This is a genomic window from Desulfobotulus alkaliphilus (genome assembly GCF_007830435.1).
GTDB classification, from domain to species: domain Bacteria; phylum Desulfobacterota; class Desulfobacteria; order Desulfobacterales; family ASO4-4; genus Desulfobotulus; species Desulfobotulus alkaliphilus.
In genome coordinates this window covers 86,117-109,950 of the sequence record NZ_VLLC01000002.1, presented here as the reverse complement: position 1 = coordinate 109,950, position 23,834 = coordinate 86,117, and the positions used below count along the sequence as shown (strand labels likewise).

At 51.6% G+C, this 23,834-nt stretch carries 22 protein-coding genes; 15 read left to right on the top strand and 7 right to left on the bottom strand.

Annotation, left to right across the window (positions count from 1 at the left end; genetic code table 11):
• Positions 1-55 precede the first annotated feature (55 nt).
• A complete protein-coding gene (locus tag LZ24_RS02120) occupies positions 56-304 on the top strand; it encodes a DNA polymerase (protein WP_186442881.1) in 249 nt (82 codons plus the stop codon).
• A gap of 231 nt (positions 305-535) precedes the next feature.
• Here the strand turns inward: LZ24_RS02120 and LZ24_RS02115 are convergent, their stop codons facing one another.
• Entirely contained in the window at positions 536-1,069 is a 534-nt protein-coding gene (locus LZ24_RS02115; RefSeq protein WP_144681853.1) for a zf-TFIIB domain-containing protein, read from the bottom strand.
• Between the two features lie 222 nt (positions 1,070-1,291).
• Positions 1,292-1,465 (bottom strand): hypothetical protein, encoded by a 174-nt coding sequence (locus tag LZ24_RS17075; protein ID WP_186442880.1) that lies wholly within the window; start codon positions 1,463-1,465, stop codon positions 1,292-1,294.
• Between the two features lie 480 nt (positions 1,466-1,945).
• Between LZ24_RS17075 and LZ24_RS02110 the strand changes: the two genes are divergently transcribed.
• Genes LZ24_RS02110 through LZ24_RS02085 form a run of 6 tightly spaced genes read left to right on the top strand, consistent with a single transcriptional unit; the run spans position 1,946 to position 7,806 of the window.
• Positions 1,946-3,070, top strand: coding sequence for an ATP-binding protein (locus tag LZ24_RS02110; RefSeq protein ID WP_186442879.1), 1,125 nt, complete (start codon positions 1,946-1,948; stop codon positions 3,068-3,070).
• Positions 3,071-3,103: 33 nt separating this feature from the next.
• The gene (locus tag LZ24_RS02105) at positions 3,104-4,354 is read left to right on the top strand and encodes a sensor histidine kinase (protein WP_144681849.1); all 1,251 of its coding nucleotides are present in this window, start codon (positions 3,104-3,106) and stop codon (positions 4,352-4,354) included.
• Positions 4,351-5,703, top strand: coding sequence for an HD domain-containing phosphohydrolase (locus LZ24_RS02100; protein WP_144681847.1), 1,353 nt, complete (start codon positions 4,351-4,353; stop codon positions 5,701-5,703). Before LZ24_RS02105 ends, LZ24_RS02100 begins: the two co-directional genes overlap by 4 nt.
• Positions 5,663-6,574 (top strand): HDOD domain-containing protein, encoded by a 912-nt coding sequence (locus LZ24_RS02095; protein ID WP_144681845.1) that lies wholly within the window; start codon positions 5,663-5,665, stop codon positions 6,572-6,574. Before LZ24_RS02100 ends, LZ24_RS02095 begins: the two co-directional genes overlap by 41 nt.
• A complete protein-coding gene (locus LZ24_RS02090; RefSeq protein WP_186442877.1) occupies positions 6,567-7,385 on the top strand; it encodes a response regulator in 819 nt (272 codons plus the stop codon). Before LZ24_RS02095 ends, LZ24_RS02090 begins: the two co-directional genes overlap by 8 nt.
• 10 nt (positions 7,386-7,395) lie before the next feature.
• Entirely contained in the window at positions 7,396-7,806 is a 411-nt protein-coding gene (locus LZ24_RS02085; protein WP_144681840.1) for a response regulator, read from the top strand.
• A gap of 523 nt (positions 7,807-8,329) precedes the next feature.
• Here the strand turns inward: LZ24_RS02085 and yedF are convergent.
• The gene (gene yedF / locus LZ24_RS02080; protein WP_144681838.1) at positions 8,330-8,932 is read right to left on the bottom strand and encodes a sulfurtransferase-like selenium metabolism protein YedF; all 603 of its coding nucleotides are present in this window, start codon (positions 8,930-8,932) and stop codon (positions 8,330-8,332) included.
• A gap of 408 nt (positions 8,933-9,340) precedes the next feature.
• Here yedF and LZ24_RS02075 point away from each other — a divergent pair, with 408 nt between their 5' ends.
• Together LZ24_RS02075 and LZ24_RS02070 are read left to right on the top strand one after the other, a co-directional pair.
• Entirely contained in the window at positions 9,341-10,255 is a 915-nt protein-coding gene (locus LZ24_RS02075) for a tetratricopeptide repeat protein (protein WP_144681836.1), read from the top strand.
• Positions 10,256-10,756: 501 nt separating this feature from the next.
• On the top strand, positions 10,757-11,947 hold the full coding sequence (locus LZ24_RS02070; protein WP_144681834.1) for a TraB/GumN family protein: 1,191 nt from the start codon (positions 10,757-10,759) through the stop codon (positions 11,945-11,947).
• Here LZ24_RS02070 and purN read toward each other — a convergent pair.
• A complete protein-coding gene (gene purN / locus LZ24_RS02065; protein WP_144681832.1) occupies positions 11,944-12,741 on the bottom strand; it encodes a phosphoribosylglycinamide formyltransferase in 798 nt (265 codons plus the stop codon). The two genes, LZ24_RS02070 and purN, sit on opposite strands and share 4 nt — an antisense overlap.
• Before the next feature lie 80 nt (positions 12,742-12,821).
• Between purN and LZ24_RS02060 the strand changes: the two genes are divergently transcribed.
• From LZ24_RS02060 to rpmB, 5 genes are all read left to right on the top strand, one after another.
• The gene (locus LZ24_RS02060; RefSeq protein WP_144681829.1) at positions 12,822-14,126 is read left to right on the top strand and encodes an EAL and HDOD domain-containing protein; all 1,305 of its coding nucleotides are present in this window, start codon (positions 12,822-12,824) and stop codon (positions 14,124-14,126) included.
• A 223-nt stretch (positions 14,127-14,349) separates the two neighbouring features.
• A complete protein-coding gene (trxA, locus tag LZ24_RS02055; protein WP_144681827.1) occupies positions 14,350-14,679 on the top strand; it encodes a thioredoxin in 330 nt (109 codons plus the stop codon).
• 7 nt (positions 14,680-14,686) lie between these two features.
• Complete coding sequence (gene trxB, locus LZ24_RS02050; RefSeq protein WP_144681825.1) at positions 14,687-15,610, top strand: thioredoxin-disulfide reductase; 924 nt, start codon at positions 14,687-14,689, stop codon at positions 15,608-15,610.
• Between the two features lie 115 nt (positions 15,611-15,725).
• Positions 15,726-16,391 carry an outer membrane protein assembly factor BamD gene (bamD, locus tag LZ24_RS02045; protein WP_186442876.1) on the top strand — a complete coding sequence of 222 codons (666 nt, stop codon included), beginning with the start codon at positions 15,726-15,728 and terminating at the stop codon, positions 16,389-16,391.
• 191 nt (positions 16,392-16,582) lie between these two features.
• On the top strand, positions 16,583-16,774 hold the full coding sequence (gene rpmB, locus LZ24_RS02040; protein ID WP_144681821.1) for a 50S ribosomal protein L28: 192 nt from the start codon (positions 16,583-16,585) through the stop codon (positions 16,772-16,774).
• 357 nt (positions 16,775-17,131) lie between these two features.
• Here rpmB and LZ24_RS02035 read toward each other — a convergent pair whose 3' ends face one another.
• The 3 genes from LZ24_RS02035 to ispG all read right to left on the bottom strand — a co-directional run bounded on the left by LZ24_RS02035 (position 17,132) and on the right by ispG (position 22,167).
• Complete coding sequence (locus LZ24_RS02035) at positions 17,132-19,285, bottom strand: RelA/SpoT family protein (protein ID WP_144681819.1); 2,154 nt, start codon at positions 19,283-19,285, stop codon at positions 17,132-17,134.
• Positions 19,286-19,539: 254 nt separating this feature from the next.
• A complete protein-coding gene (gene proS / locus LZ24_RS02030; RefSeq protein ID WP_144681816.1) occupies positions 19,540-21,051 on the bottom strand; it encodes a proline--tRNA ligase in 1,512 nt (503 codons plus the stop codon).
• A 3-nt stretch (positions 21,052-21,054) separates the two neighbouring features.
• Entirely contained in the window at positions 21,055-22,167 is a 1,113-nt protein-coding gene (gene ispG / locus LZ24_RS02025; protein ID WP_144682091.1) for a flavodoxin-dependent (E)-4-hydroxy-3-methylbut-2-enyl-diphosphate synthase, read from the bottom strand.
• Between the two features lie 208 nt (positions 22,168-22,375).
• Between ispG and mltF the strand changes: the two genes are divergently transcribed.
• On the top strand, positions 22,376-23,776 hold the full coding sequence (gene mltF / locus LZ24_RS02020; RefSeq protein WP_186442875.1) for a membrane-bound lytic murein transglycosylase MltF: 1,401 nt from the start codon (positions 22,376-22,378) through the stop codon (positions 23,774-23,776).
• The last annotated feature ends 58 nt before the right edge of the window (positions 23,777-23,834 follow it).

Genomic DNA, 23,834 nt, shown 5'->3' with positions numbered 1-23,834 from the left:
CAGAAGATCCCTGTGCTGTTTTTCCGTCATGCTTATGGAAGAAAGGGGAATTGCTGTGGACAGGGAAAAGAGCTTCACCACCACCCTTTTTGGCCGCATCAAAATGGCCATGGTTCAGATGGATACGGCTTTAAAGGATCATTTCATGCAGACCCAGATGCTCCTGACCGTACATGATGAACTGGTTTTTGAAGTGCCGGAAGATGAAACACAAAAAGCGGCCCCCCTTCGGGGAACCGCTTTTTGTGTTTCATCTTCCGGTTGTAGCTCTTTTTATCATTGTGGGTCTGGGTTGGGGGGCTGATGGGTTTTCGGATCTTTGAATGATCCACCTCAATCACCAGTGTGATCTTCGGTTTTTTACGTCTGGCCATGGGGCCTCCTTTTGCTTTTGTATCGGGTTGCACAAAATTGCAAAACCGGAGGACGGGTAGCATACCTTAGGTTTTTGTACAAGAAAAAATATCTGAGACCAAAAGAAAAAAAGGGCCTCACAACAACATGAAACCCCTTGAATCTTTGTAAAAAAACATGTTTACGAATGGGCATCTTCATGAAGTATTTCCTGCTGCAGCAAGGCGATTGCCCGGTCTTTTTCAGAATGATTTTTCAGTGTTTCAGACAATTCCATGACCTCTCTAAAAACCTGCTCTCCCAAAAGTTTCTTGTTTGTTTCAAGAAAACTGTTTCTGTTCTTAATTCTGCTCTGGTTTCTCTGCCATGATTTTGACCATATAATACTTAAATTATCAGAAAGATTGTTTTCTGCTATTCGAAGCCACTCACCGTTATCAAACCAGATTCCACCGCACGCCGTACATCTTTCCAGATAAAAAGGCTCATCAATATCTACTTTCGCTCTGATCATAAGGCCATGACCAGACGGACACAGGCCCGTTTTACTATCATTATCGGCCACCGTATCATTATCAATCGTTTCAATTGAAATATCTGTCAAGCTTGAGCTTTTCATTTTTACTAACCACATACCCTTGCATTGATCACAAAAATACTGAGAATTATAAGCTGATTTTTTCAATACTGCTGTTTTACATTTTGGACACTTCATTTACACCTCCATTTTTCTGTCATAAAAGGACTCGCCCGATCTTGTGGCAACGGACATCGTTAACACCGCTTACCACCTGATTCCAATACCCTCTGTCTTCTTCTGGCGGTGTTCCGTTATCTGTTTCCGTATCCGTCATTGCAGCAATTCCCGAAGCTTAAACTGAGGCATGGCTAAAATGGGCCATGGAGAACATGGAAAAAAGAGCAGATATTCCCTTGATTAACGCTCCTTTTTTTCACCCTGAAGAGAGTTTTCCTCCACGGCCTCGCATACGGTTCTGTACACATTTTTAAAAATATCCTCAAAGGTGGTGGGTGAAACCCGGCCCACCTCTATGAATTTCACCACCATTTCCTTGGTGGTGCGCAGTATCTGCTCATCCATGGATCCCATACCAACTCCTTTCAGACAAAAGGGATGATTATTTTTCCAAAAAAGCCACCCTCCAAACAAGGCAATGGACAAAGAACCTCAGCTTCGCTATGGTAGAAAAAACGCAGCGATTCAGATGGATCACCCTGACTTTGGCAGCCTTTTAAATCTTTAAGAAAAAGCCAGTGGGATAAGGTGCCTTTTACAGCGCTCTTCCCTCCCCCCGGTACTCAGGCCAATAAGCTTCAGCACATTGAAAAGATCAGGTTGGTGACCTGTTTGCCGGGCAGGCCTGACCCCCTCCCGGAGGGAGGGGGGAAAATCCGATGAATAGTTACGAAAAACACTGTTTTTATCAAACAAAATCTCCGGGACGCCATGAATTCCCCTCATTTTTTCCACTCAAAAACCGCCCGCATTTTAGCAGAAACGGCTGCCAGAGCCGGTATCGGTATAGTGCTTATCCAGGACAGCCCCGAAATAACTGGGGAAATCCTTTATATGAACAGTCATATGAAAGCACTCTGCCTGCACAGCGGTCAAGAAGCGCTCGCAGGAAAAACCATACAGGAAATACTGCTTGCGGGCAGCGAGGGCAGAGGCCTGCTTCTTTTACCTGAATCCGGAGAGAGTATCCCTGTGGAGGTGGTGCACTGCCCAAGACCCCTTGAAGACACTCCCGTGGATATATACTATATCCGGGATATCAGTGACCAGATCCAAAAGGAAAAACAGCTCATAGAATACAGCCACAATCTTGAGCGCATGGTCGAAAAAAGCACCAGAGATCTGCAGAACACCCTGAAAAATTTAAAGGAAACCCAGTCCCAGCTCATCCAGTCAGAAAAAATGGCTTCCCTTGGACAACTGGCCGCAGGCGTTGCCCATGAAATCAACAATCCCGTTGGCTTTGTCAAAAGCAATCTTGGCACCGTACGGGATTATTTTAAAGATATTTTTGAACTTTTCGATGCCTTTGACAGTCTGGAAGAAAATCTGGAGAATGGAAAAAACACAGCAGAAACCAGAGAAGAAATAAAAAAAATCCGTGCCCGGATTGATCTGGACTTTATCCGTGAAGACCATCAGGCCGTTATTACGGAATCCCTGGAAGGCATGGAGCGGGTTGCCCGCATTGTCTCAGACCTCAAGGATTTTTCCCACACGGGAAAAATGGATGCCGAAGTGACGGACATCCACCAGTGTCTGGAATCCACCCTGAACATTGTATGGAACGAGATTAAATACAAGGCAGAAATCATCAGAGAATTCCAGCCCCTTCCGCTGGTTCTCTGCGTTCCCCAGAAACTCAGTCAGGTTTTCATGAACATTCTGGTCAATGCGGCCCAGGCCATTGAAAAACAGGGAACCATCACCCTGAAAACACAGATCCAAAACAGTTTTATTCTTGTGGATATCACAGATTCGGGTAAAGGGATTCCCGAGGACATTCTGCCTAAAATATTCGACCCCTTTTTCACCACCAAACCCGTGGGAAAGGGAACGGGCCTTGGCCTCAACATCTCCTACAACATCATGCATCAGCTCGGCGGCGACATCAGCGCACACAGCACACCGGGCAAAGGCAGCACCTTCAGCATCCGTATTCCCTTAAGAGAACCATGAACAGACCATCCTTATAGCAAAGAGGGGTGCTCCATGGATATCCTTGTTGCCGAAGACCATCCTGTTTCCGCAAAACTTCTTGAAAAAATCCTGCTCCGGGCCGGGCACAGGGTCCATCTGGCAGCAGACGGAGAAGAAGCCTGGGATCTTCTCCTGAAAAAGGACGTCCGTATCCTTCTTACGGACTGGATGATGCCCCGCCTTGACGGACTGAGCCTCTGCCGAAGAGTGCGCGAAACCCTTTCCGGCTCCTATGTGTACATCATCCTTCTCACGGCAAGGGATGCCACAGAGGACCTCCTTTCCGGATTTGAGGCCGGAGCCGATGACTATATTGCCAAACCCGTGAATCCCGACGAACTCATGGCCCGCATCCGGGTAGGCCTGCGCCATCTGGCCATGGAAGACCGCCATGAAAAAACCCTGCGCAAGCTCCTGAATACGGAAAAAATGGCATCCCTTGGCCATCTGGCTGCGGGCATGGCCCACGAAATCAATAACCCCTTAAGCTTTCTTGCCAGCAACATCAGAACCCTTGGAAAATACGCAAAAGAAGTGCAGGCCTTTTTTGCAGCGTATCAGGCTCTGGCAGGGGCGATTGAACCCAAAGATACAAAAACAGAGCAGATCCTTCAGAAAATGCAGGCCCTTGAAGCCAGCGCAGAGATTGCCTACATCCTTGAAGATGTCCCAGCCCTTGTCAGCGAGTCGGGCGAAGGCATTGAACGCATCGGGAACATTGTGGAAGACATGCGCATTTTCACCCATCCGGGCAGCCTGACTCCCCATATGGCGGATATCGGACAGTGCATCACAGAGGGCCTTTCCCTTGCAGAAAAAAAACACGGAAAAACAGCACCTGTTCAAAAGGATCTGGCAGACCTGCCTCCCCTTTTCTGTTATCCGGGGCAGCTCCGGCAGGCGCTTTTCAATATCTGCATCAACGCCCTGCAGTCCCTGAATGAAGGGGGAGAAATTCATATCCGTACCTGCAGAAGCGATAACCAGCATATTGTTATCCAGATACGGGATACGGGGTGTGGCATTGAACCTGACCTGCTTCCGAAAATCTTCGATCCCTTTTTCACCACAAGGCCTGCTGGCAGGGGAACAGGGCTGGGACTCCATGTGGCCTATACCCTGATCCAGCAGCATGGGGGACATATTGAGGTTCACAGTGAGCCGGGCAAAGGCAGCACCTTCCGCATTCATCTGCCGACGGAAGGAATCAAGGTTCAGAAAATCAGCCAGCATACCCCTCAAAAACCACAGGATCTCCCATGAGCACAAAAGAAAATTTAAAATATACCCACCATGTTCTGCTTGTGGATGATGAACCTTCCATACTCAAAGCCCTTACCCGAACCCTCCGCAGGCTGCCCTGCACCCTGCACACGGCATCGGGTGGCCCGGAAGCCCTCTGTCTTCTCGAAGAAAGCAGACATGCCTTTTCCCTGATCCTTTCGGATCAGCGCATGCCCGAAATGGACGGGGCCACCTTTCTGGAAAAAAGCCGTAAGTTCTACCCCTATGCCTCCCGTATTCTCCTCACAGGATACTCGGATCTGGAAGCCCTTACCCGGGCCATCAATCTTGGGGGCATTCACCGCTTTTTATCCAAACCCTGGGAAGACGACACCCTGATTCAGGCCGTCACGGAAACCCTGCAGCAGTATGAAGTGATTCTCGAGAATAAAAAACTTCAGATCATGCTCTCCCGCCAGAATCAGGAACTGGAAGCAAAAATTCAGCAGAGAACCGCAGATATCCAGAAACAGAACGAAAGCCTTTCCCGTGTCAATCAGATGCTGGAAGACAGTTTCTACAGTACGGTCCGGCTGCTGGCCTCCCTTGTGGACAGGAGTGCTCCTGAGCTTTCCGGCCATGGCCGCAGGGTCAGTGAAATGGCGGCCATGCTTGCCCGGCACATGGAACTGGATGCGGAAGAAATTCTGCATATAGAAGTGGCAGGACTTCTGCACGACATCGGCAAGGTGGGCGGTACACCGGGGATTCTCAGGGGCAACCCGCAGCAGATGAGCAAAGAGGATTTTCAGCATTACAGGAAACACCCCGAAGAAGGCCAGAGCCTGCTCCAGCTCATCCCCCGGCTGGACCACGTGGGCATTCTCATCCGCTGCCACCATGAGCGCTACGACGGCCAGGGGTTTCCCAACGGCCTTTCCGAACAGGAAATTCCCATGGGAGCCCGCATCCTTTCCGTGGCGGACGCCTATGACAGATACCTCCATATTCCCGAACTGTCCGCAGAGGCCGTCCGCCTGCTCTCCCGTCAGGAAGACAGTACCCTGGATCACATCAACAGCCAGACCCTCAAACGTCAGGCTGCCGCAGCAAAGGTCAAGCAGGATGCCTTTTCCCGCCATGATCCCGATGTGGTGAAGGCCCTGCTGGACCTTCTGAAAAATCAGGGACTCGGTGTAAAACGGGAAAAAAGCCTGATCCTGGAACAGATGGAGCCGGGAATGAAACTGGCAAGACCACTCTATACTGTTCAGGGACGCTTCCTTCTGCCCTACAATACCATCATCACAAAAGAAATCATGCAGCGGCTGAACCAGATACACAAAAATGAAGCCATACAGGAACCCATACAGATTCTGCCAGCTTGAGGTAGCCATGCCCAATTCAGCCCCTGAGACTCCTTTAAAAACACTTCTGGATGCTGCGGACAAACTGCCTTCCCTGCCCAAGGTCATCCTCACGGTCAATGCCATGCTCCAGGATCCGGAGACCCGGACCAAAGATCTCAGCCGGATCATTGAAAAGGATATTTCGCTGGTTACACGGATTTTAAAACTTGTCAATTCAGCCTTTTTCGGGCTACGCTCCACCGTGGGCAATATTCCGGACGCCGTTTCCCTTCTGGGTTTTGATACCCTGCACCGCCTTACCCTTTCCCTTTCCATACTGGATATTCTGGGGCCATCAAAAAAAATGCCCGGCGACTGGCTCTGGCCCCATTCCATCCGTACGGCGGTGTTCTGTGAATATCTGGCCATGGAAACACAGCTCTGCAGGCCGGATGATGCCTTTGTGGCGGGGCTGCTCCACGACATCGGCCTGATTGTTCTGGCCCGCTGCATGCCGGAAACCTTTATGGACCTTGAAAAAAAAAGCAGGGAAAGCGGAAAGCCATTTTTCCTTATGGAAACATCGCTTATTCCGGACTTTTCCCATGCAGACATGGGCGCAGCCATGGCATTGAAGTGGCAGCTGCCCCCTGCCCTGAAACAGGCCATTGCCCAGCATCACCGCCTGCCAAAGGGTACAATCGCTCCCCTTTCCCTGCTGGTGCACACGGCAAACATGCTGGACAGCCAGAGGGATCTGGTACGCAATGAACTGCCCGCAGGTATGCTGCATCCTCTGGCCATAAAAAAAATGCGGGCGGTTCTTAAAAATCCACATATCTGGTTTCCCCCCCTGCATGAAAAGGGAAGGGAAGCCTGCCACCTTTTTCTGGGGAGTTCCCATGGATGATGCCTGCATTCTCTGCGTAGATGATGAAACCGGCATTCTTCAGGCCCTTAAACGACTTCTCCGCCGGGAGCCGTACCGGACCCTCACCGCAAACAGCGCAGATGAAGCCCTGAATATCCTTGAAAAAGAAAAAATCCATGTCATCATCAGCGATCAGCGCATGCCCGGCATGGATGGTACGGAGCTTTTTTCACGGGTCCGGAAAAAATGGCCACAGATCATCCGTATCATCCTTTCCGGATACACGGACATCGACACCATTGCCGAAGCCGTCAACAGGGGACACATCTACAAGTTTATTCTCAAGCCCTGGAATGATCAGAATCTGCGGCTTGAAATCCGTCAGGCCCTGGACCAGTACGCCCTGGCCGAAACCAACCGCAGGCTGCAGGAAACCATTGTTGAACAGAACGAAGCCTTGAAAAACAGCAATGAAGGCCTTGAAAAGGCCGTTGCGGAACGCACCCATGAGCTGAAAGTGCAGAATCATGCCCTGGAACTGTCCCGGGCCGTGCTGGAAACCCTGCCCTTTCCCGTGCTGGGTATCAGCAGCGAAGGTCTTGTGGCCGTAGCCAACCAGAGTGCCATGGATGTTTTCAATAAAAAAAACGGCTTCGGACCCGGTGCAGAAGCCTCGGACTTTTTTGACAAAAACGTCCTTGAAGCCATCGGTATGGTTATGAAAAAAAATGAAACCCGCAGACTGACAATCCTGCCGGAACAGATATCCCTCACCATCACCCCCCTTACAGGCCGCTTTCAGGGTGCCGGTGCCGTTCTGGTCTTCAGCCCTCAGGCCTCAGGGAAATAAGGAGCTTTTTATGCGCATTCTTATTGTTGAAGATGACCCCATCAGCCGGATGGTTATGCAGAAAAACCTGAAAACCTTCGGTATCTGTGATCTGGTGGAAAACGGCAGGGAGGCCCTGGAAGCCTTTGAAAAAGCCCATCAGGAAAACAGCCCCTATGGCCTCATCGCCCTGGATATCATGATGCCGGAAATGGACGGACAGACGGCCTTGCAGGAAATCCGCAGAATGGAAGAGGAAAGGGGAATCCATGGACTTTCCGGCGTCAAGGTCATCATGACCACGGCGCTGGATGATAAGGATAATATCATGCGGGCCTTTAAATCCCAGTGCGAGGGATATCTCACCAAGCCCATACAGAGGCAGAAGCTCTTCCAGCTCATGGATGAACTGGGGCTTTCGGGTGGTCCTGATCAAAAATAAAGGATTAACTTATCTGAGTTACTACCCTGACTCAGCCACAGCCTGCTGGTCAGATTATTGTCAGGCCCATGGTGAGAGCTTGCATACGGGCAGGCGCAAGGCCTGCCCCTGCGAATGTTTTTTACGGCCCCAACACGACGTGCGTTGCCTATGAATAACGTAATTATTCAGCAGCTTCGTACTGCTGCAAGGCTCCGTGGCTATTTGCAAGTGATATTGCAATCGTTTCGGATCAGAGCTTTGCAGGCCTGTGCGAAAGAAGCGGCAAACTGTCTGAGCCGCCACAAGGCAGCGTACCAAGGCCTGCTATGGTAATAAAAAAACGTATCCTGCCTGTGGCGGGGAGTTTTTGCCGCTTCCGTACAGGCCAAGAAGCTCCCGAATAAGATTGCGTCACGGGCAAATAGCCTGGGGCCTGTGCATATGCCTTGCAGCTATGGTACCTGGAAAACTGTGCTGAACAGTTACTGAATAACTTCACAAGTTACTCATAAGATACTGTAGAGGCAGAAATTACCTGCGCTCAAAAGGAAATAACCTTATCTGCCACCCCGCAACCCGTCACAATATCCAGCATGTTGGTTGTGCTGCCAACGGCCTTTTTTTCCGTAAGCCCGTAATGCTCCAGACAGGTGCCGCAGACAAGGACATCCACGCCCTCATCTTCCAGCTCCCGAAGGGCAGGAAGTACGGGAGAGTCCTTAAGGGCCAGCCTTACCCCGCCGTTGAGACAGACAAGCCGCCAGAGATCCTCCCCCAGCTCCTTCAAGGTAAGGATGAAATTTTTCATCAGTGCGGCTCCCAGTACGGCATCCCCCTCACCGATGCGGTCTGTGGTCAGCATCACAAGGATTTTTCTTTTCCCGCCGTCCTGCTTTTCAGGCATCTTTTCCTGCGGCAGGCCCTCTGGCATGCCGCTTCTGGAAACAATGAGGAAGTCTGACCCAGCCTCCTCCAGCACACAGCCGAATCCGGAATTTTCCAGAAATCGTTTCACATTTTCCGCTGCGGCCCGGTTATCCACACGGATGCAAAAATCCCCGGCATCTTTATGGTCCACCAGAAAACTCCGGGTAATCAGTACGGGCTGGGGACATGCCTGCCCCCTGCAATCCAGCTCTTTCATGTTTTATCTCCCTTCCATGACATGGATATTTTATACGCTGCGTGGTCATTCTTCACAGCCAGCCCTGGTTCTGGCACCCACAGGGGGTGCCCCTACACAAAAACCCATGGGCAATTGATGATCGGTGTTATTGTAGGGGCAGGCCCCTGTGCCTGCCCTGATTTTGGGCAACCACGGGGGGTTGCCCCTACACAAAACCCATGGGCAATTGATGATCGGTATTATTGTAGGGGCAGCCCCCTGTGCCTGCCCTTTCAAAAAGAGTACCGAGTGCCAGCGAAAAAATCTTTTGTCAAAGACCTCCCTTTGATACAAGATAAAAAATTCTGAAACGATGCTCAGGATAAAGGGAATTTTATAATACCAGCCCACACTTTCTTCCGCCATCCAGACAGCAAAGGAAGTAAAATGAAAAAATACAGCCTGATCCCCCTCGCCCTCCTTGCTTTTATTATCCTTCTGCCATCCTGCGGCGGCAAAAAGGAAATGCCGGTCATCCCGGAATGGGAGCAGCAGGCCCACCGCTCCCTTCGCCACGGCAATGCCGCCTATCATAAAGGCTGCTACCTCCTTGCATCCCGTTACTATCAGGCAGCCCTTGAAGGATTCACCACGGCAGACAACACCTATGGCACAGCCCTTGCCCTGAACAATCTGGGCAATACCTTCCGCATGCGCCATCAGTATGACGACGCCCTTGCCTGCTATGAAGAAGCCGGACAGCGGGCCAGCCGCAGGGGTGAAAAGAACCTTGAAATGCTCAGTACTGCCAACCGGATTTCCCTGCTTCTCGATATGAACCGGGCCGATGAAGCAGCATCCATACTGGAAAAGATTGCAGACAGGGAAACTTTTCCTGTATTCAGAAGACCGGAAGCCAGACTGCTGGATCTTTCCGCCCGGCAAAAAGAAGCTGAAGAGCTGCTTAAAACCGCACTTCATGGGGCAGGCCCTGTTGAAAAAGCAGGACTGTATTTCACCCTCGGAAATATCCTCCTTGAACAGAACCGGGCTGAGGAGGCCAGAGAAGCTTTCATAAAAGCCCTTGGGCTGGACAAAGCCGCAGGCCGCTTCGGTGCCACGGCATCGGATCTCATGGCCCTTGCCCGCTGTGACTTCCTGATGGAAAATTATACTGAAGCCTATGATTCGGCCCGCAGGGCCATGGAAATCTGGTCTTTGACCGGAGCTGCCCATGAAGTGGCAGAACACAAAGCTTTTTTTATGGAACTTTCTGAAAAAAGCGGTGCAGACACAAGCCTGTCCCTGCACTTCATTAAAATCTGGCTGGCCGGCAGAGCCATCGCCGGTCCCTGTGACTGATTGCAAAATCCTGAGTTTTTTATTTTAAGAGATTTCCGGGACTGAGCATACCATAAACCGATCCCTCACCCCGGCCCTCTCCCAGAGGGAGAGGGGGGATAAAAGATCTTTTTTTGTAATTATTCAGCACAATTTATTTCGAACTGCCAATGCTGTCATTGCAGCAGCTTCGTACTGTTGCAAGGCTCCGAGGCTATTTGAAAGTGACATTGCAATCGTTTCGGATCAGAGCTTTGCAGGCCTGGGCGAAAGAAGCGGCAAACTGTCTGAGCCGCCACAAAGGCAGCGTACTTAAGCCTGGCATGGTAATCAAAAAGCTTATCCTGCCTGTGGCGGGGGGGTTTTTCCGCTTCCGCACAGGGCAAGAAGCTCCCGAATAAGATTGCGTCACGGGCAAATAGCCTGGAGCCTGTGCATCTGTCTTGCAGGTATGATATGAAAAACTCTGCTGAACAGTTACCTTTTTTTTACGTAAAACCACATGAAATACTGGAAAAAAACATGAACGCTGCTGAACCTGCACAGGATACATACGAAAGCGAAAATCTCACCTTTCTCCGCCACGGAGAAAAAAGCATCTGCCTCATCGGTACGGCCCATGTTTCAAGGCAGAGTGCCGAAGAAGTTGAAGAGGCCATACAAAAATACAGACCGGATACGGTGGCCGTGGAACTCTGCGCATCCAGATATGAATCCATCCGTTCTCCGGACCGCTGGCAGAACATGGATATCCTTCAGGTGATCCGTGAAAAAAAAGCCTTTCTGCTGCTCTCCAACCTCATGCTTGCGGCCTTTCAGAAACGCATAGCCGACCGTATGGACATCCGGCCCGGCGAAGAAATGCTCCGGGCCATTGAGGGTGCTGAAAAAACCGGCGCTGCCATTCATCTGGCAGACCGGGAAGTGCGCATTACCCTTGCCCGGATCTGGGGAAAAATGGGTTTTTTTGCCAAAAGCAAACTGATTTTTCAACTCTTAGGCTCCGGCTTTGAGGCGGATACCATTCAGGAAGAAGAAATTGAACGCCTGAAAAACAAGGATGCCATGGCCTCTCTCATGGAAGAAATGGCCGGTGCCCACCCCGTTCTTCAGCAGGTGCTCATTGATGAGAGGGATCAGTATCTTGCGGAAAAAATCCGCACGGCTCCGGGAAAAAACATTGTGGCCGTGGTCGGTGCCGGGCATGTGCCGGGGATTCTTGACTACTGGGAAAAAGCCATAGACACAGCCCCCCTTGAAACCACCCCCCCGCCGGGCAAAACCGGAAAAATCCTCAAATGGCTGCTTCCCGCCATTATTATACTGATCTTTGCCGCTGGATTTTTTTTCGGCGGAAAGGATACGGGCATTGAAATGCTTGTCTTCTGGGTCATTGCCAACGGCGTTTTCGCCGGCATCGGAGCTGCCGTATCCATGGCCCATCCCCTGACCATACTCACAGCCGTTGTGGCAGCACCCCTGACTTCCCTCAACCCCATGGTGGCAGCGGGATGGGTGGCCGGACTCACGGAAGTCTTTCTCAGAAAACCCTGCGTGGCAGATATGCAGAACCTGAACAAAGACATCACAAACCTCAGGGGCTTCTGGAAGAATAAAGCCACAAGGATCCTTCTGGTGGTGGTCTTCACCAACCTTGGCAGCTCCGTGGGCACCTTTGTGGCCCTGCCCCTTATGATCCGGCTGCTGGGCTAGGAAAGCACCCGCACCACCCTGCGGACGGCCCCGCTGCGCTGGGGCCGGTTTTCCAGAACCAGACGGCCTTCGGCATACAGCTGTATGCAGGAAGGGTAGAGCTTCCACTCTTCCTCAAGGCCCCTGCGCTTCACATCCTCAAGGCTGTCTCCGGGCAGAATGGGAAAGGCTGCCTGCCCCACAATGGGGCCGGAATCTTCACCGTAATCCACAAAATGCACCGTACATCCCCCCACCCTGCATCCATGCCTGAAGGTATCTCCGTACCCGTCCGTACCGGGAAAGGCAGGCAGCAGGGCCGGATGGATATTCATGATCTTCGGCAGCTCTCCGGGCTGCTGCATCCTGTCGATGAAATAGGGGGAAAGGGTTCGCATAAAACCTGCCAGAACAATGAGGTCCGGCTCAAAGGGCAGGAGGGCATCCAGCAGCATCCTTTCCGCAGCGGCCCTGCGCATGAAAAAATGCCGGACCTTTTCAGACACACAGCCTTCTTCAGACGCCCTGTCTTCGGGGAAAAGATGCTGTTTTTTCAAAACATCCCCAAGGTCCAGATCCGGGGGCGGAGGGTATACGGAAGAGGCTTCCGTATCCTGCAGTATGCCCTTATAATCCACCACAAAATGGTCCACCCCCATGGCCGCAGCCCGGTCGAGGCCCCCCGCACTCAGCCGGTCTGCCCCCACAATGCGGACTTTTGCATCCAGGGCACCGCTTCTGCAGGCGTCCATGATGGCCTGGGCATTGCTGCCACCGCCGGACAGCAAAATGGCAAGGGCCAGTTTTTTTTTCATCCTTACACCTTTCAGCAACAATCCCAAGAAGCAGATGACAAAAAGAAGCCATACTGCTATATGTTTACAATGCATGATGTATGCGGTTACGGATCACAGCCAGAAGCCATATCCGATTTTCAGGTTTTTTTCCAGACAGCGGGACAAAAAATCCCTCCTATGACGAGGCAGCCATGGAAACCTTTGTAGCAAGACAACCCATATTCAATACAAAAAAACAGATTGTGGCCTTTGAGCTGCTTTTCCGCAACGGCATGAACAATGCCATGCCGGAAATGGACGGAGATCTGGCCTCCTATCAGCTCATTGCCAACAGTTTTATGGATATTGGCATGCAGACCCTGACCGAAGGGAAAAAGGCCTTTATCAATTTTACGGAAAACCTGCTGATTCAAAAGGTTCCCCTCATGCTGCCATCAAAGGATACGGTGGTGGAAATCCTTGAAACCGTGCATCCTACGGTGGAAGTCATTCAGGCGTGCAGGGAAATGGCGGGAAAAGGCTATGTGCTGGCACTGGATGATTTCATCTATACACCGGAATGGAAAGAACTGACTGAAATTGCCCGGATTATCAAAATCGATTTTATGAACACCTCTCCGGAAAAGATCAGAGAATCCATGGCCATGGAAACAAAAAGAAAGCCCGTTTTCCTTGCGGAAAAGGTGGAAACCCATGAGCAGTTTGCCATGGCGGTCGCCATGGGTTTTTCCCTTTTTCAGGGGTATTTTTTCTGCAGGCCGGAAATCATCCGGGGTCGTCAGATTCAGGGACAATACCTCAACCTCCTTCAGATTACTGCGGAAAGCGCCATGCCGGATATGGATTTTGACCGCATTGAAGCCCTGATCCACAGGGATGTGGGCATTGCTTACACCCTTCTGCGCTACATCAATTCCGCCTTTTTCAAGCGCATACGGGAAATCACCTCCATCCGTCAGGCCCTTGTGCTGCTGGGAACCGATGAAATCCGTCGCTTCATCGCCATCATTACCCTGACTAAAATATGCGGCAACAAGCCCGAGGCCCTGATGAAGGCCTCCTGTATCAGGGCAAGATTCTGTGAACGTCTGGGAGTGGCAACGGAAAAACCCGGTCTCTCCAGCCAGCTCTTTACCTTGGGCATGTTTTCCCTCCTTGATGCCATCCTTGATGAACCCATGGATAAAATTCTTGGCCAGCTCTCCCTTTCCAGGGATATTGAAAGGGCCCTTTTGGAAAAAAACGGCCCCCTTTACCCTTTCCTCAGTCTGGCCGAGGCCTATGAGAAGGGTGAGTGGGATCAGGTACCCAAAGCCCTTGCCGCCATCAAGCTTTCCGAAACCCTTGTTCCGGGACTTTATCTGGAAGCCTGTGAGTGGAGCAGGAATCTGACCGCAGCTTAAAACCATCAGGCAAGGATCTCTCTTCGGTTTTTTAAATGGCCTGTGTAACCTTCCGGAAAATCGATGCTCTGTGAAGGAAACTGCCAGCACCACCCTGCTGCTCTGGCGGGCTTCATTGACAAGGTGCTGGTCGGCCCCTATAGTAGCCTGTAATTTAAAAACGGGCTGTTTTTCAGTCCGTTGTTTCCCGACAAATTAAAGATATCAGTAAAGGAGAAACTCCATGGCAGACGGTGTTCTTGAAATTGGTGATGCGGATTTTGAAAAAGAAGTTCTTCAGTCAGACAAACCGGTCCTCATTGACTTCTGGGCTCCCTGGTGCGGTCCCTGCAGAGCCATGACCCCGATTATCGAAGAAATGGCAAAAAAATTTGAAGGCAAGGCTAAAATTGCCAAGTGCAATGTGGATGACAACCCCATTACCCCGGGAAAGTTTGATGTCAAAGCCATTCCTACCCTGATTTTCTTCAAAGACGGCAAAATGGTGGAGCAGGTCACTGGCATGATGGCCAAACCCAAAATTGAAGAGCTTCTGAATCAGATGATCGGATAGAACATCCATGGATGCAAACATATACGACCTTATCATCATCGGAGGCGGTCCCGCAGGCCTGACAGCCGGTCTTTATGCCTGCAGGGCCCGCATGAAAACCCTGCTCATAGAAAAAATGATTCCCGGCGGGCAGATCATGATCACGGACTGGGTGGAAAACTACCCCGGTTTTCCCGAAGGCATTGCCGGAGCAGAGCTGGCCGAACGCATCACCGCCCAGGCCAATGCCTTTGGTCTTGAAACGGCCTATGAGGAAGTTGTGGCCATCCGTCCGGAAGGGGATGTTAAGGAAGTGGTACTGACAGACAAAAGCCTTTATGCAAAAACCCTGATCATTGCCACAGGTGCCTTTGCAAAAAAACTGGGCATTCCCGGAGAAGATGATTATTACGGTAGAGGCGTTTCCTTCTGCGCCACCTGTGATGCTCCCTTTTTCAAGGAAAAAACCGTTGTGGCCATTGGCGGAGGCGATACGGCTGTCCAGGAATCCCTTTATCTGACCCGCTTTGTGGACCGGGTCTTTCTTGTCCACCGCAGGGATCAGCTCAGGGCCACCCGGATTCTTCAGGAAAGGGCCCTTTCCAACCCGAAAATTACCATGGTCTGGGATTCTGTTCCGGAAGCCATACTCGGGGGAGACCGGGGGCTGGAAGGCGTACGCATACGCAATGTCAAAACCGGAGAAATCAGCAAACTGCCTGCGGATGGCTGCTTTATCTGGATTGGCATCACGCCCCACACCTCATTTGTTAAAAACACCCTCGCCACGGATGAATACGGCTTTATCATTGCCAATGAGCGTATGGAAACCTCGGTACCGGGGGTCTTTGCCTGCGGAGACGTGCGTAACACCCCCCTAAGGCAGGTAGCCACCGCCGTAGGAGATGCCGCCATTGCCGCTGTGGCGGCAGAGCATTACATCACAGCCTGAAAACAAATGGCTGAAAGACAGATTCCGCGGCCCTGATTTTCCGGGGCAGCTTAACGGGCAGGTTGAAAAACCGCAGGACACCCTGCCGGGTACCCCAAATTTTTTTCAGGGAACCATGAAATCAAAAATTTTTTCCACCCTTTTACTCCTTTTCCTGTGCGCCCTGATTGGAGGATGTGGCCTTCTCGGTAAAAAACCGGAAAAAACGGCTCCGGAACTTCTCGTTGAAGGCAGGGAAGCCTTTGAAAATGAAAAATACCGCCGTGCCCTGGAAAGCTTCCAGCGTCTGCGGGACTGGTATCCCTTCAGCCAGCACGTAACAGAAGCCACCATCCGCATTGCAGACTCCCATTACGCCCTGAAGGAATATGCAGAAGCAGCCATTGTTTACGCAGAGTTTGAACGCCTGCATCCAAACAATGCGGAAACACCCAGGGCGGTTTTCCAATTGGCCATGTGCCATTTTGAACGCATGGACAGTGTGGACAGGGATCAGACAGCCGCCAGAAATGCCCTCTATGTCTTTCTGAGACTCCAGGAAGATTACCCGGCCTCTCCCTATGCGGAAAAAGCCCGAGAAAAAATCAGGGCGTGTCGGGAAAGCCTTGCCGGTGCGGAACTCTATGTTGCACGCTATTATTTCAGAACCAAGGCATTTACAGCAGCGCAAGCCCGGCTGCAAACCCTGATCAATGGCTATCCTGAAACACCTCAGGCCAAAGAGGGCAAGATTCTTTTGGAGAAAATCCGGCAGATTCTGGAAAAAGAGGATAAAAAGTAACTTTACTTTAAAGACCACACAGGTCTTTACTTCCATCCCGCCTTGGTGTATTGGGTTATGGTTTTGGTATATATCCGGCCTCTGCTCCGCCTGGTACCGGAATCCGGAAAATTTAAAATCAAAAGCGGATAAACGGCTGCATGTTTCCATGCATCCTTATTCGTATTTTCTATCAGCAGGGAGAATGCATCATGTCCAGAGAATGTGATATCTGTGGAAAAAAACCCATGGTCGGAAACAACATCAGCCATGCCCACAATGTGAACAAGCGCCGATTCAATCCCAACCTTCAGAACGTACGTGCCTTGCACAATGGCGGCCTCAAGCGTATGAAGGTCTGCACCCAGTGCATCAAGTCAGGCCGGGTCGTCAAAAAAGGGTGATCTCAGGGGCTGACAGGCTGACTGGCCATGCCGGTGAACAATCAAAAAAGGGTCTTCTGGAAACCACTTCCTGAAGACCCTTTTTAGTAATTATTCAGCACAGTATATTCTGAACTGCCAATGCTGCAAGGCTCCGTGGCAATTTGCAAGTGACATTGCAATCGTTTCGGATTCCGGCACTCAAGATCCTTGAAGCACTTTTGCTCCCGTAAAGGGCTTGAGCTTTTCAGCTTGAGTGTCGGATTACGTCACAGGCAAATAGCCTGGGGCCTGTGCATCTGTCTTGCAGGTATGGACTTGGAAAACTGTGCTGAACTGATATTCTTTTTTTTACATATGATACCCTAAGACTCCCTGCTACAGATCCATCCGCCGCACATCCGTCACTTCACGAATACGCAGCAGGGCACCCATCACCTTTTCCAGCAGCTCCCTGCCCGTCACGCCCACGGTAAAAAAAGTCGTCACATCCATGTTTTCTCCTGTTTCCGTATGGGCAGAAAGGATGTTGGCCCCTGTTTTGGTAACGGCCGATGCCAGATCCGCCAGCAGCCCCATCCTGTCATTGGAAAGAACCTGTATGCGGACGGGATAATATTCCGCACGTTCTCCGGCCCAGTCCACATCCACATAGCGATCCGGATTCAGCGTTTTGATGCTGGGACAGTTTTTGTGGTGCACACTGACCCCCTGCCCCTGGGTAATATACCCCATGACAGGATCTCCGGGGACGGGCTGACAGCACTTGCCAAAGCGCACAAGAATATCATCCAGTCCCTTGACCACAACCCCTTCTCCACGGGGCTTGCGACGACTGCGTCCCGTAATGAGCTTCTGAAGAAAAGAAGACGTTGTCTTTTTTTCCGGCTCTTCCGAAGGCGCATACCTTCTCAGCACCTGCAGGGGCGTTATTTTCCCGTAGCCCACATTGGCGATGAGATCCTCCACCGTTTTAAAATTAAAAAACTGCGCCACCTCCAGCATGGTGTCCGTGTTAACCAGAGAGTTAAAATTCAGCTTCTGCTTTCTGAAGGTTTTTTCACAAAGCTCCCGGCCCAGGGAAAGGGAACGCTCCTTTTCCTGACTTTTCACCCACTGACGGATACGGTTTTTCGCCCGAACGGTCTTGACAAAATTCAGCCAGTCCTTGCTGGGCGTGTGGTCCTTGGCCGTAATGATCTCAACAATATCACCGTTCCGCATTTCATAGCTCAGGGGCACCATGCGGCCATTGATCTTTGCGCCTGCGCACTGCTCCCCCACCTCCGTATGGATCATGTAGGCAAAATCCACAGGGGTAGCCCCCTTGGGCAGATTCTTCACTTCTCCACGGGGGGTGAAGACATAGACCTCGTCCGGGAAAAGGTCAATGCGCACATTTTCCATAAACTCATCGGGATCCCTGTAATCCTCCTGATTTTCCACAAGATTCTGGAGCCATGTAAATGCCCGTGAAATATTGGGATCCGCACTCTTTCCTTCCTTGTAGCTCCAATGGGCGGCAATGCCGCTTTTGGCCACCCGGTCCATGTCCCAGGTTCGGATCTGCACTTCCATGCGCTCCCCATAGGGCCCAATGACTGTGGTGTGCAGACTCTGGTACATATTGGGCTTGGGCATACCAATGTAGTCCTTGAACTTCTTTGGCAAAGGACGCCAAAGGGAATGGACCACGCCCAGAGCCTCGTAACACTGGGGCACGGTGTTCAGGATAATCCTGAATGCCGTGAGATCATAAATTTCATCAAGACTCAGCCTCTGCTGCACCATCTTCTGATAGATACTGGGGATCTGCTTGTAGCGGCCCGTTATATCCGCAGGGAGACCCGCTTCATCCATGCGCTTACGAATAATCTCCTGCACCTCACCGACATAATTTGCCCGCTCTTCCCTGTCTTTGGCAATGCCTGCCTCAATTTCGGCGTAGGCCTCGGGCTTCAGATAACGGAAAGCCAGATCATCCAGCTCATTTTTGAGCTGGTACATCCCCAGCCGGGCGGCAATGGGAGAATAGATATCCCATGTTTCCTGGGATATCTTCATGGCCTTGTCTTTTTTCTTATGGAAGTGCAGGGTCCGCATATTGTGCAGACGGTCCGTGAGCTTGATCAGGATCACCCGGATATCATCGGCCATGGCCAGAATCATCTTGCGGATACTTTCCGCCTGCCTGTGCTCCGAGGTCTGGAAGGGCAGCTTGCTGATTTTTGTAACTCCCGCCACAATATGCCCCACTTCAGCACCGAACATCTGCCGGATTTCCTCTTCCGTGGCATGGGTGTCCTCCACCACATCATGGAGAAGACCTGCTGCCACACTGACCACATCCAGCCGGAGATCCGCCAGAATGCCAGCAACCTCAAGGGGATGCGTCAGATATGGCTCACCGGAAAGCCGTACCTGACCATCATGGACCCGGGCTGAATAAATATAGGCCCTTTCCACCAGATCAATGTCCGCATCCGGATCATAATCGAGAATACTGTCGATGATATCGTTAATACGAATCATGGCGTTCCGTCTCTTTCTATCCCCCGTTCCGTTCAGGCAACCCTTTTTACAAGTAACTGTTCAGCACAGTTTTTCAGGTACCATACCTGCAAGGAAGATGCACAGGCCCCAGGCTATTTGCCCGTGACGAAACGATTGCAATGTCACTTTCAAATAGCCTCGGAGCCTTGCAACAGTAAGACGCTGCTACAACTACAGCATTGGCAGTTTGGAATAAACCGTGCTGAATACTTACTTTTACAATATATGCAGCATCAGTAGGATTTGGAAAAAACCACCCGACCCATGCTTTTTTCTCCACAGAAAATACAGCCTCCCTCCTCTTTCGGGGCATCCAGGGGAATACAGCGGATGGTAACGGAAAGATCCTTTTTAATGGCTTCTTCGCAGGCCCCGTCTCCGCACCAGTGGGCCATGGCAAAGCCCCCGTGGATTTCAGGCTTTTCAGGATTTTTTGCCGTAAAGAAGTCGTAAAAGACGGCTTTATCATCCATATTGCAGGTGTGGGTCTTCTGGAAGGCCAGTGCCCTGTCATAAAGATTCTTCTGAATGGCATCCAGCGTTTCTGTCACAACCTTTGCAAGATCCGCCCTTTTTACGGCACAACGCTCGCCCGTATCCCTGCGGAACATGAACACCGCATCTTCGGCCATATCCCTCGGCCCCATTTCCAGACGCAGGGGAACCCCCTTTTTGATCCAGTCCCAGTTTCTGCCCGGCATATCCCGGCTGTCAATCTCCACCTCAAGGGGTCTGCCTCCATAATTTTCAAGGCGAAGAAGATCCGCCGTCTCCCGTGTATAGGCAAGAATGGCTTCAGGATCTGCATTTTTGGGAAAAACGGGCAAAAGCACCACATGGGCAGGCGCCACCTTCGGCGGCATGATCACCCCGTCATCATCCCCGTGGGTCATGATGAGACCACCGACCATACGGGTGGAAGCCCCCCATGAAGTGGTCCATGCAAAGGATTCCACACCATCTGAACCCTGAAAGCGGATATCCGAAGCCTTTGCAAAATTCTGGCCCAGAAAATGGGATGTACCGGCCTGCAGGGCCTTTCTGTCCTGCATCATGGCTTCAATGCAAAAGGTTTCCACGGCACCGGGGAATCGCTCGGAAGGTGTTTTTACTCCGCGGATCACAGGCACGGCCAGCCAGTTTTCCACAAAATCCGCATAAATATCCAGCATGATCCGGGTGCGCTCCAGCGCTTCTTCGGCTGTTGCATGGGCCGTATGCCCTTCCTGCCAGAGAAATTCACTGGTACGCAGAAAGGTGCGGGTACGCATTTCCCAACGCACCACATTGGCCCACTGATTGATCAGCAAAGGCAGATCCCTGTAGCTTGTCACCCAGCGGGAGAAGGAGTCTCCGATGATGGTTTCCGATGTGGGACGCACAATGAGCGGCTCCGTCAGAGGCCCCGCCGGAACAAGCCCTCCCCCAGGCCCGGCCTCCAGACGGTGATGGGTCACAACGGCGCATTCCTTGGCAAAACCATCCACATGCTCCGCTTCCTTTTCCAGAAAACTCAAAGGAATAAAGAGGGGAAAATAGGCATTCTTCACGCCCGTTTTTTTAAACATGCCATCAAGGACCGCCACCATCCGCTCCCAGAGGCTGTAGCCCCAGGGCTTGATCACCATGCAGCCCCGTACCGGAGAATTTTCCGCCATGTCCGAGGCTTTCACCACCTGCTGATACCATTCCGGATAATCTTCCATACGTGTCGGCGTGATCGCCGTTTTTTTATTCTGGCCCATACTTTATCCTGTTTTTAAGGTTTTACGCCATTCTTCTTCCAGAACCGCCACTTCCGCCATCAGCACATCCACCAGCTCTTCCTCACGGCACTTTCTGACAACCTCACCTTTACGGAAGAGAATGCCCTTACCCATGCCTCCGGCAATGCCCACATCCGCTTCCCGGGCTTCTCCCGGCCCGTTGACCACACAGCCCATGATGGCCACCTTTATCGGTGCCATAACTCCCATCAGCCGCTTTTCCACGGCATCCAGAATGGAAAACAGATCAATGCGGGTGCGGCCACAGGTGGGGCAAGAGATGATATCCGGTCCCCGCTGCCGCAGTCCCAGGCTTTTAAGAATCTCATATCCCACGCGCACTTCTTCCACAGGATCACGGGTAAGGGAAACCCGCAGGGTGTCTCCGATACCCTCGGCCAGCAGCATACCAATACCAAGGGCACTTTTCACCACCCCCGGAAAAAGCCCCCCCGCCTCCGTGACTCCCACATGCAGAGGATAGTCACAGCGTTTTGACAAAAGCCGGTAAGCAGCTACGGTTCTCGGTACATCCGAAGCCTTCAGGGAAATTTTAATGTCCCCGAAGCCCTGCTTCTCAAGGATGGCCACATGCCCCAGGGCACTTTCCACCATGGCCACCGGACTCGCCCCTCCATAACGGACCATCAGATCCTTCTCAAGGGAACCGCCATTGACGCCGATACGGATGGGAAGTCCTTTGTCCCTTGCCGCAGCCACCACTTCCTGCACATGGGCTTCAGCTCCGATATTGCCGGGGTTGATGCGCAGGCCATCACACCCCGCATCTGCGGCTGCCAAGGCAAGCCGGTGGTCAAAGTGAATATCCGCCACCAGGGGAAGATCCGTCTGTTTTCTGATTTCAGCAATGGCTCTGGCGGCCTCCATATGGGGAACCGCCACCCGTACAATCTCACAACCGGCTTCCCCAAGTCTTTTGATCTGTGCGACGGTGGCAGCCACGTCTTCTGTGAGGGTATTGGTCATGGACTGCACACAGATGGGGGCATCTCCACCCAAATCAACAGATCCCAGCCTCAGCCTGCGGGTCTGCCTGCGTGGGGCAGGAATGGTCCAGGTGCCGGGAAATTGCATGTTTTCCAAAAAAAACTCCCTGTGCTAATACCGCTTTTTACATATTTAAAGGTGTCATACCCAAAAAACTTTTTCTGCATTACAGCAATTTCTGGTAATAACAGAGGCATCGGTGAAGTGCAAGAAGCCGCAGTGGTCATATTCTTTCACCCTGCAATAAAACATCATCCCCTCCCTGCATAAGGGTGACCTCCCAGAGAGGATACAAGTGCATTTTTTCCTATTTTTTCTCCGCTGCATCCTGGAACTGCTGATTCTTTTCAGCCTCTGCTTCTGCCTGCGCTTTGTCCACCATTTGCAGAATCTGCCCCAGGAGCCGGAACTCAGCCTTGCACGGATACTGGAAACCGGTGTTCTTCCCGTGGTTACACGCAATACCCTGCACACCTATTATATTTATGATGAAAAGGAGACGGGTTTTGAATATGAGCTGGTAAAAACCCTGGCAGACAAACTTGACCTGCGCCTTGAAATCCAGATGGCCGATACCATGGAAGAAATGGAAGAGGCTCTGACTCAGGGCAGGGCAGCCATTGCCATACCGGGAAGTCCTGCCCTGCCAGCAGAATCCCTCCGCACAACCCGTCCCTATATGTATATGGAGCTCGAACTGGTCGTTCATCGCAGCAAAATGCAGATCCGCTCACCGAAGGATATCGCAGGCATGCGTATCCATGTACCGACAGGTTCCGACAGCTACACCCTGCTGCGGCATCTACAGGCCGATGGGCTGGATATAGAGCTTGTGGAAGAAAGCCTCTGCGGTGAGGCACTTTTTTCAAAGGTTGCTTCAAGGATAATTGAGGGAACCGTTATCCCCGGCCATATGGCACGCCGTTACCAGCGCTACTATCCCCAGGCCCTGCCAGCCTTTGCCCTGGGCAGACCTGCGCCCTTTGTCTGGCTGGTACATCCGGAAGCCCACAGACTCCATTACACCATCAATCGTTTCTTAGACCAAATTCTTGCGAACGGCACCTTTGAGACCCTTTACAACCACCACTACAGAAATCTTGATCTCTTTGACTACGTGGATCTCATGCGCTTTCACCAGAGGTTGGAGTCAAGGCTTCCCAGATACCAGCACCTTTTTGAAAAATATGCTGACCTCCATGGTTTTGACTGGCGGCTCATTGCGGCCCAGTCCTATCAGGAATCCCATTTCAACCCCTGGGCCCGCAGCCATGCCAATGCCAGAGGGCTGATGCAGCTGATGCCAAGGACAGCCCGCAGTCTGGGGGTCACCAACGTCCATGATCCCGAACAGAGCATAGAGGCCGGTGTCCGCTACCTTAAAAATCTCCACAATATTTTTTACCAGGCCGAAGAACCTCACCGCACCTACAAGGCCCTGGGTTCCTACAATGTGGGTCAGGGCCACATGTACGATGCCCGCGCCCTGGCCCGGCGTTTCGGACTGGACCCCAACCGCTGGTACAACATGGAAAAAATGCTGCCCCTGCTAGAAAAAAAAGAATACTATAAAGATGCCACCTATGGATACTGCAGGGGCTCAGAACCTGTGACATACGTCAAAAGAATTTTGCTTTACTATGATATTATCCGCCACAAAAGTCTGCTGGAATCCCGCACACTGCCACCGGAATAAAAAAAGCAGGGGAAAAGCACTTCCCCTGCCCATACATCTCTTTTTGCCCCTCGCAGCA

Coding starts and splice junctions, on each gene's coding strand:
- LZ24_RS02035 (WP_144681819.1), bottom strand. CDS start 19,285: ATGATTCGTATTAACGATATCATCGACAGTATTCTCGATTATGATCCG.
- purN (WP_144681832.1), bottom strand. CDS start 12,741: ATGAAAAAAAAACTGGCCCTTGCCATTTTGCTGTCCGGCGGTGGCAGC.
- proS (WP_144681816.1), bottom strand. CDS start 21,051: ATGGGCCAGAATAAAAAAACGGCGATCACGCCGACACGTATGGAAGAT.
- LZ24_RS02095 (WP_144681845.1), top strand. CDS start 5,663: ATGAAGCCATACAGGAACCCATACAGATTCTGCCAGCTTGAGGTAGCC.
- LZ24_RS02060 (WP_144681829.1), top strand. CDS start 12,822: ATGCGGTTACGGATCACAGCCAGAAGCCATATCCGATTTTCAGGTTTT.
- yedF (WP_144681838.1), bottom strand. CDS start 8,932: ATGAAAGAGCTGGATTGCAGGGGGCAGGCATGTCCCCAGCCCGTACTG.
- LZ24_RS02115 (WP_144681853.1), bottom strand. CDS start 1,069: ATGAAGTGTCCAAAATGTAAAACAGCAGTATTGAAAAAATCAGCTTAT.
- LZ24_RS02070 (WP_144681834.1), top strand. CDS start 10,757: ATGAACGCTGCTGAACCTGCACAGGATACATACGAAAGCGAAAATCTC.
- trxA (WP_144681827.1), top strand. CDS start 14,350: ATGGCAGACGGTGTTCTTGAAATTGGTGATGCGGATTTTGAAAAAGAA.
- ispG (WP_144682091.1), bottom strand. CDS start 22,167: ATGCAATTTCCCGGCACCTGGACCATTCCTGCCCCACGCAGGCAGACC.
- LZ24_RS02105 (WP_144681849.1), top strand. CDS start 3,104: ATGGATATCCTTGTTGCCGAAGACCATCCTGTTTCCGCAAAACTTCTT.
- LZ24_RS02075 (WP_144681836.1), top strand. CDS start 9,341: ATGAAAAAATACAGCCTGATCCCCCTCGCCCTCCTTGCTTTTATTATC.
- LZ24_RS17075 (WP_186442880.1), bottom strand. CDS start 1,465: ATGGGATCCATGGATGAGCAGATACTGCGCACCACCAAGGAAATGGTG.
- trxB (WP_144681825.1), top strand. CDS start 14,687: ATGGATGCAAACATATACGACCTTATCATCATCGGAGGCGGTCCCGCA.
- bamD (WP_186442876.1), top strand. CDS start 15,726: ATGAAATCAAAAATTTTTTCCACCCTTTTACTCCTTTTCCTGTGCGCC.
- LZ24_RS02110 (WP_186442879.1), top strand. CDS start 1,946: ATGAACAGTCATATGAAAGCACTCTGCCTGCACAGCGGTCAAGAAGCG.
- LZ24_RS02085 (WP_144681840.1), top strand. CDS start 7,396: ATGCGCATTCTTATTGTTGAAGATGACCCCATCAGCCGGATGGTTATG.
- LZ24_RS02090 (WP_186442877.1), top strand. CDS start 6,567: ATGGATGATGCCTGCATTCTCTGCGTAGATGATGAAACCGGCATTCTT.
- LZ24_RS02100 (WP_144681847.1), top strand. CDS start 4,351: ATGAGCACAAAAGAAAATTTAAAATATACCCACCATGTTCTGCTTGTG.
- rpmB (WP_144681821.1), top strand. CDS start 16,583: ATGTCCAGAGAATGTGATATCTGTGGAAAAAAACCCATGGTCGGAAAC.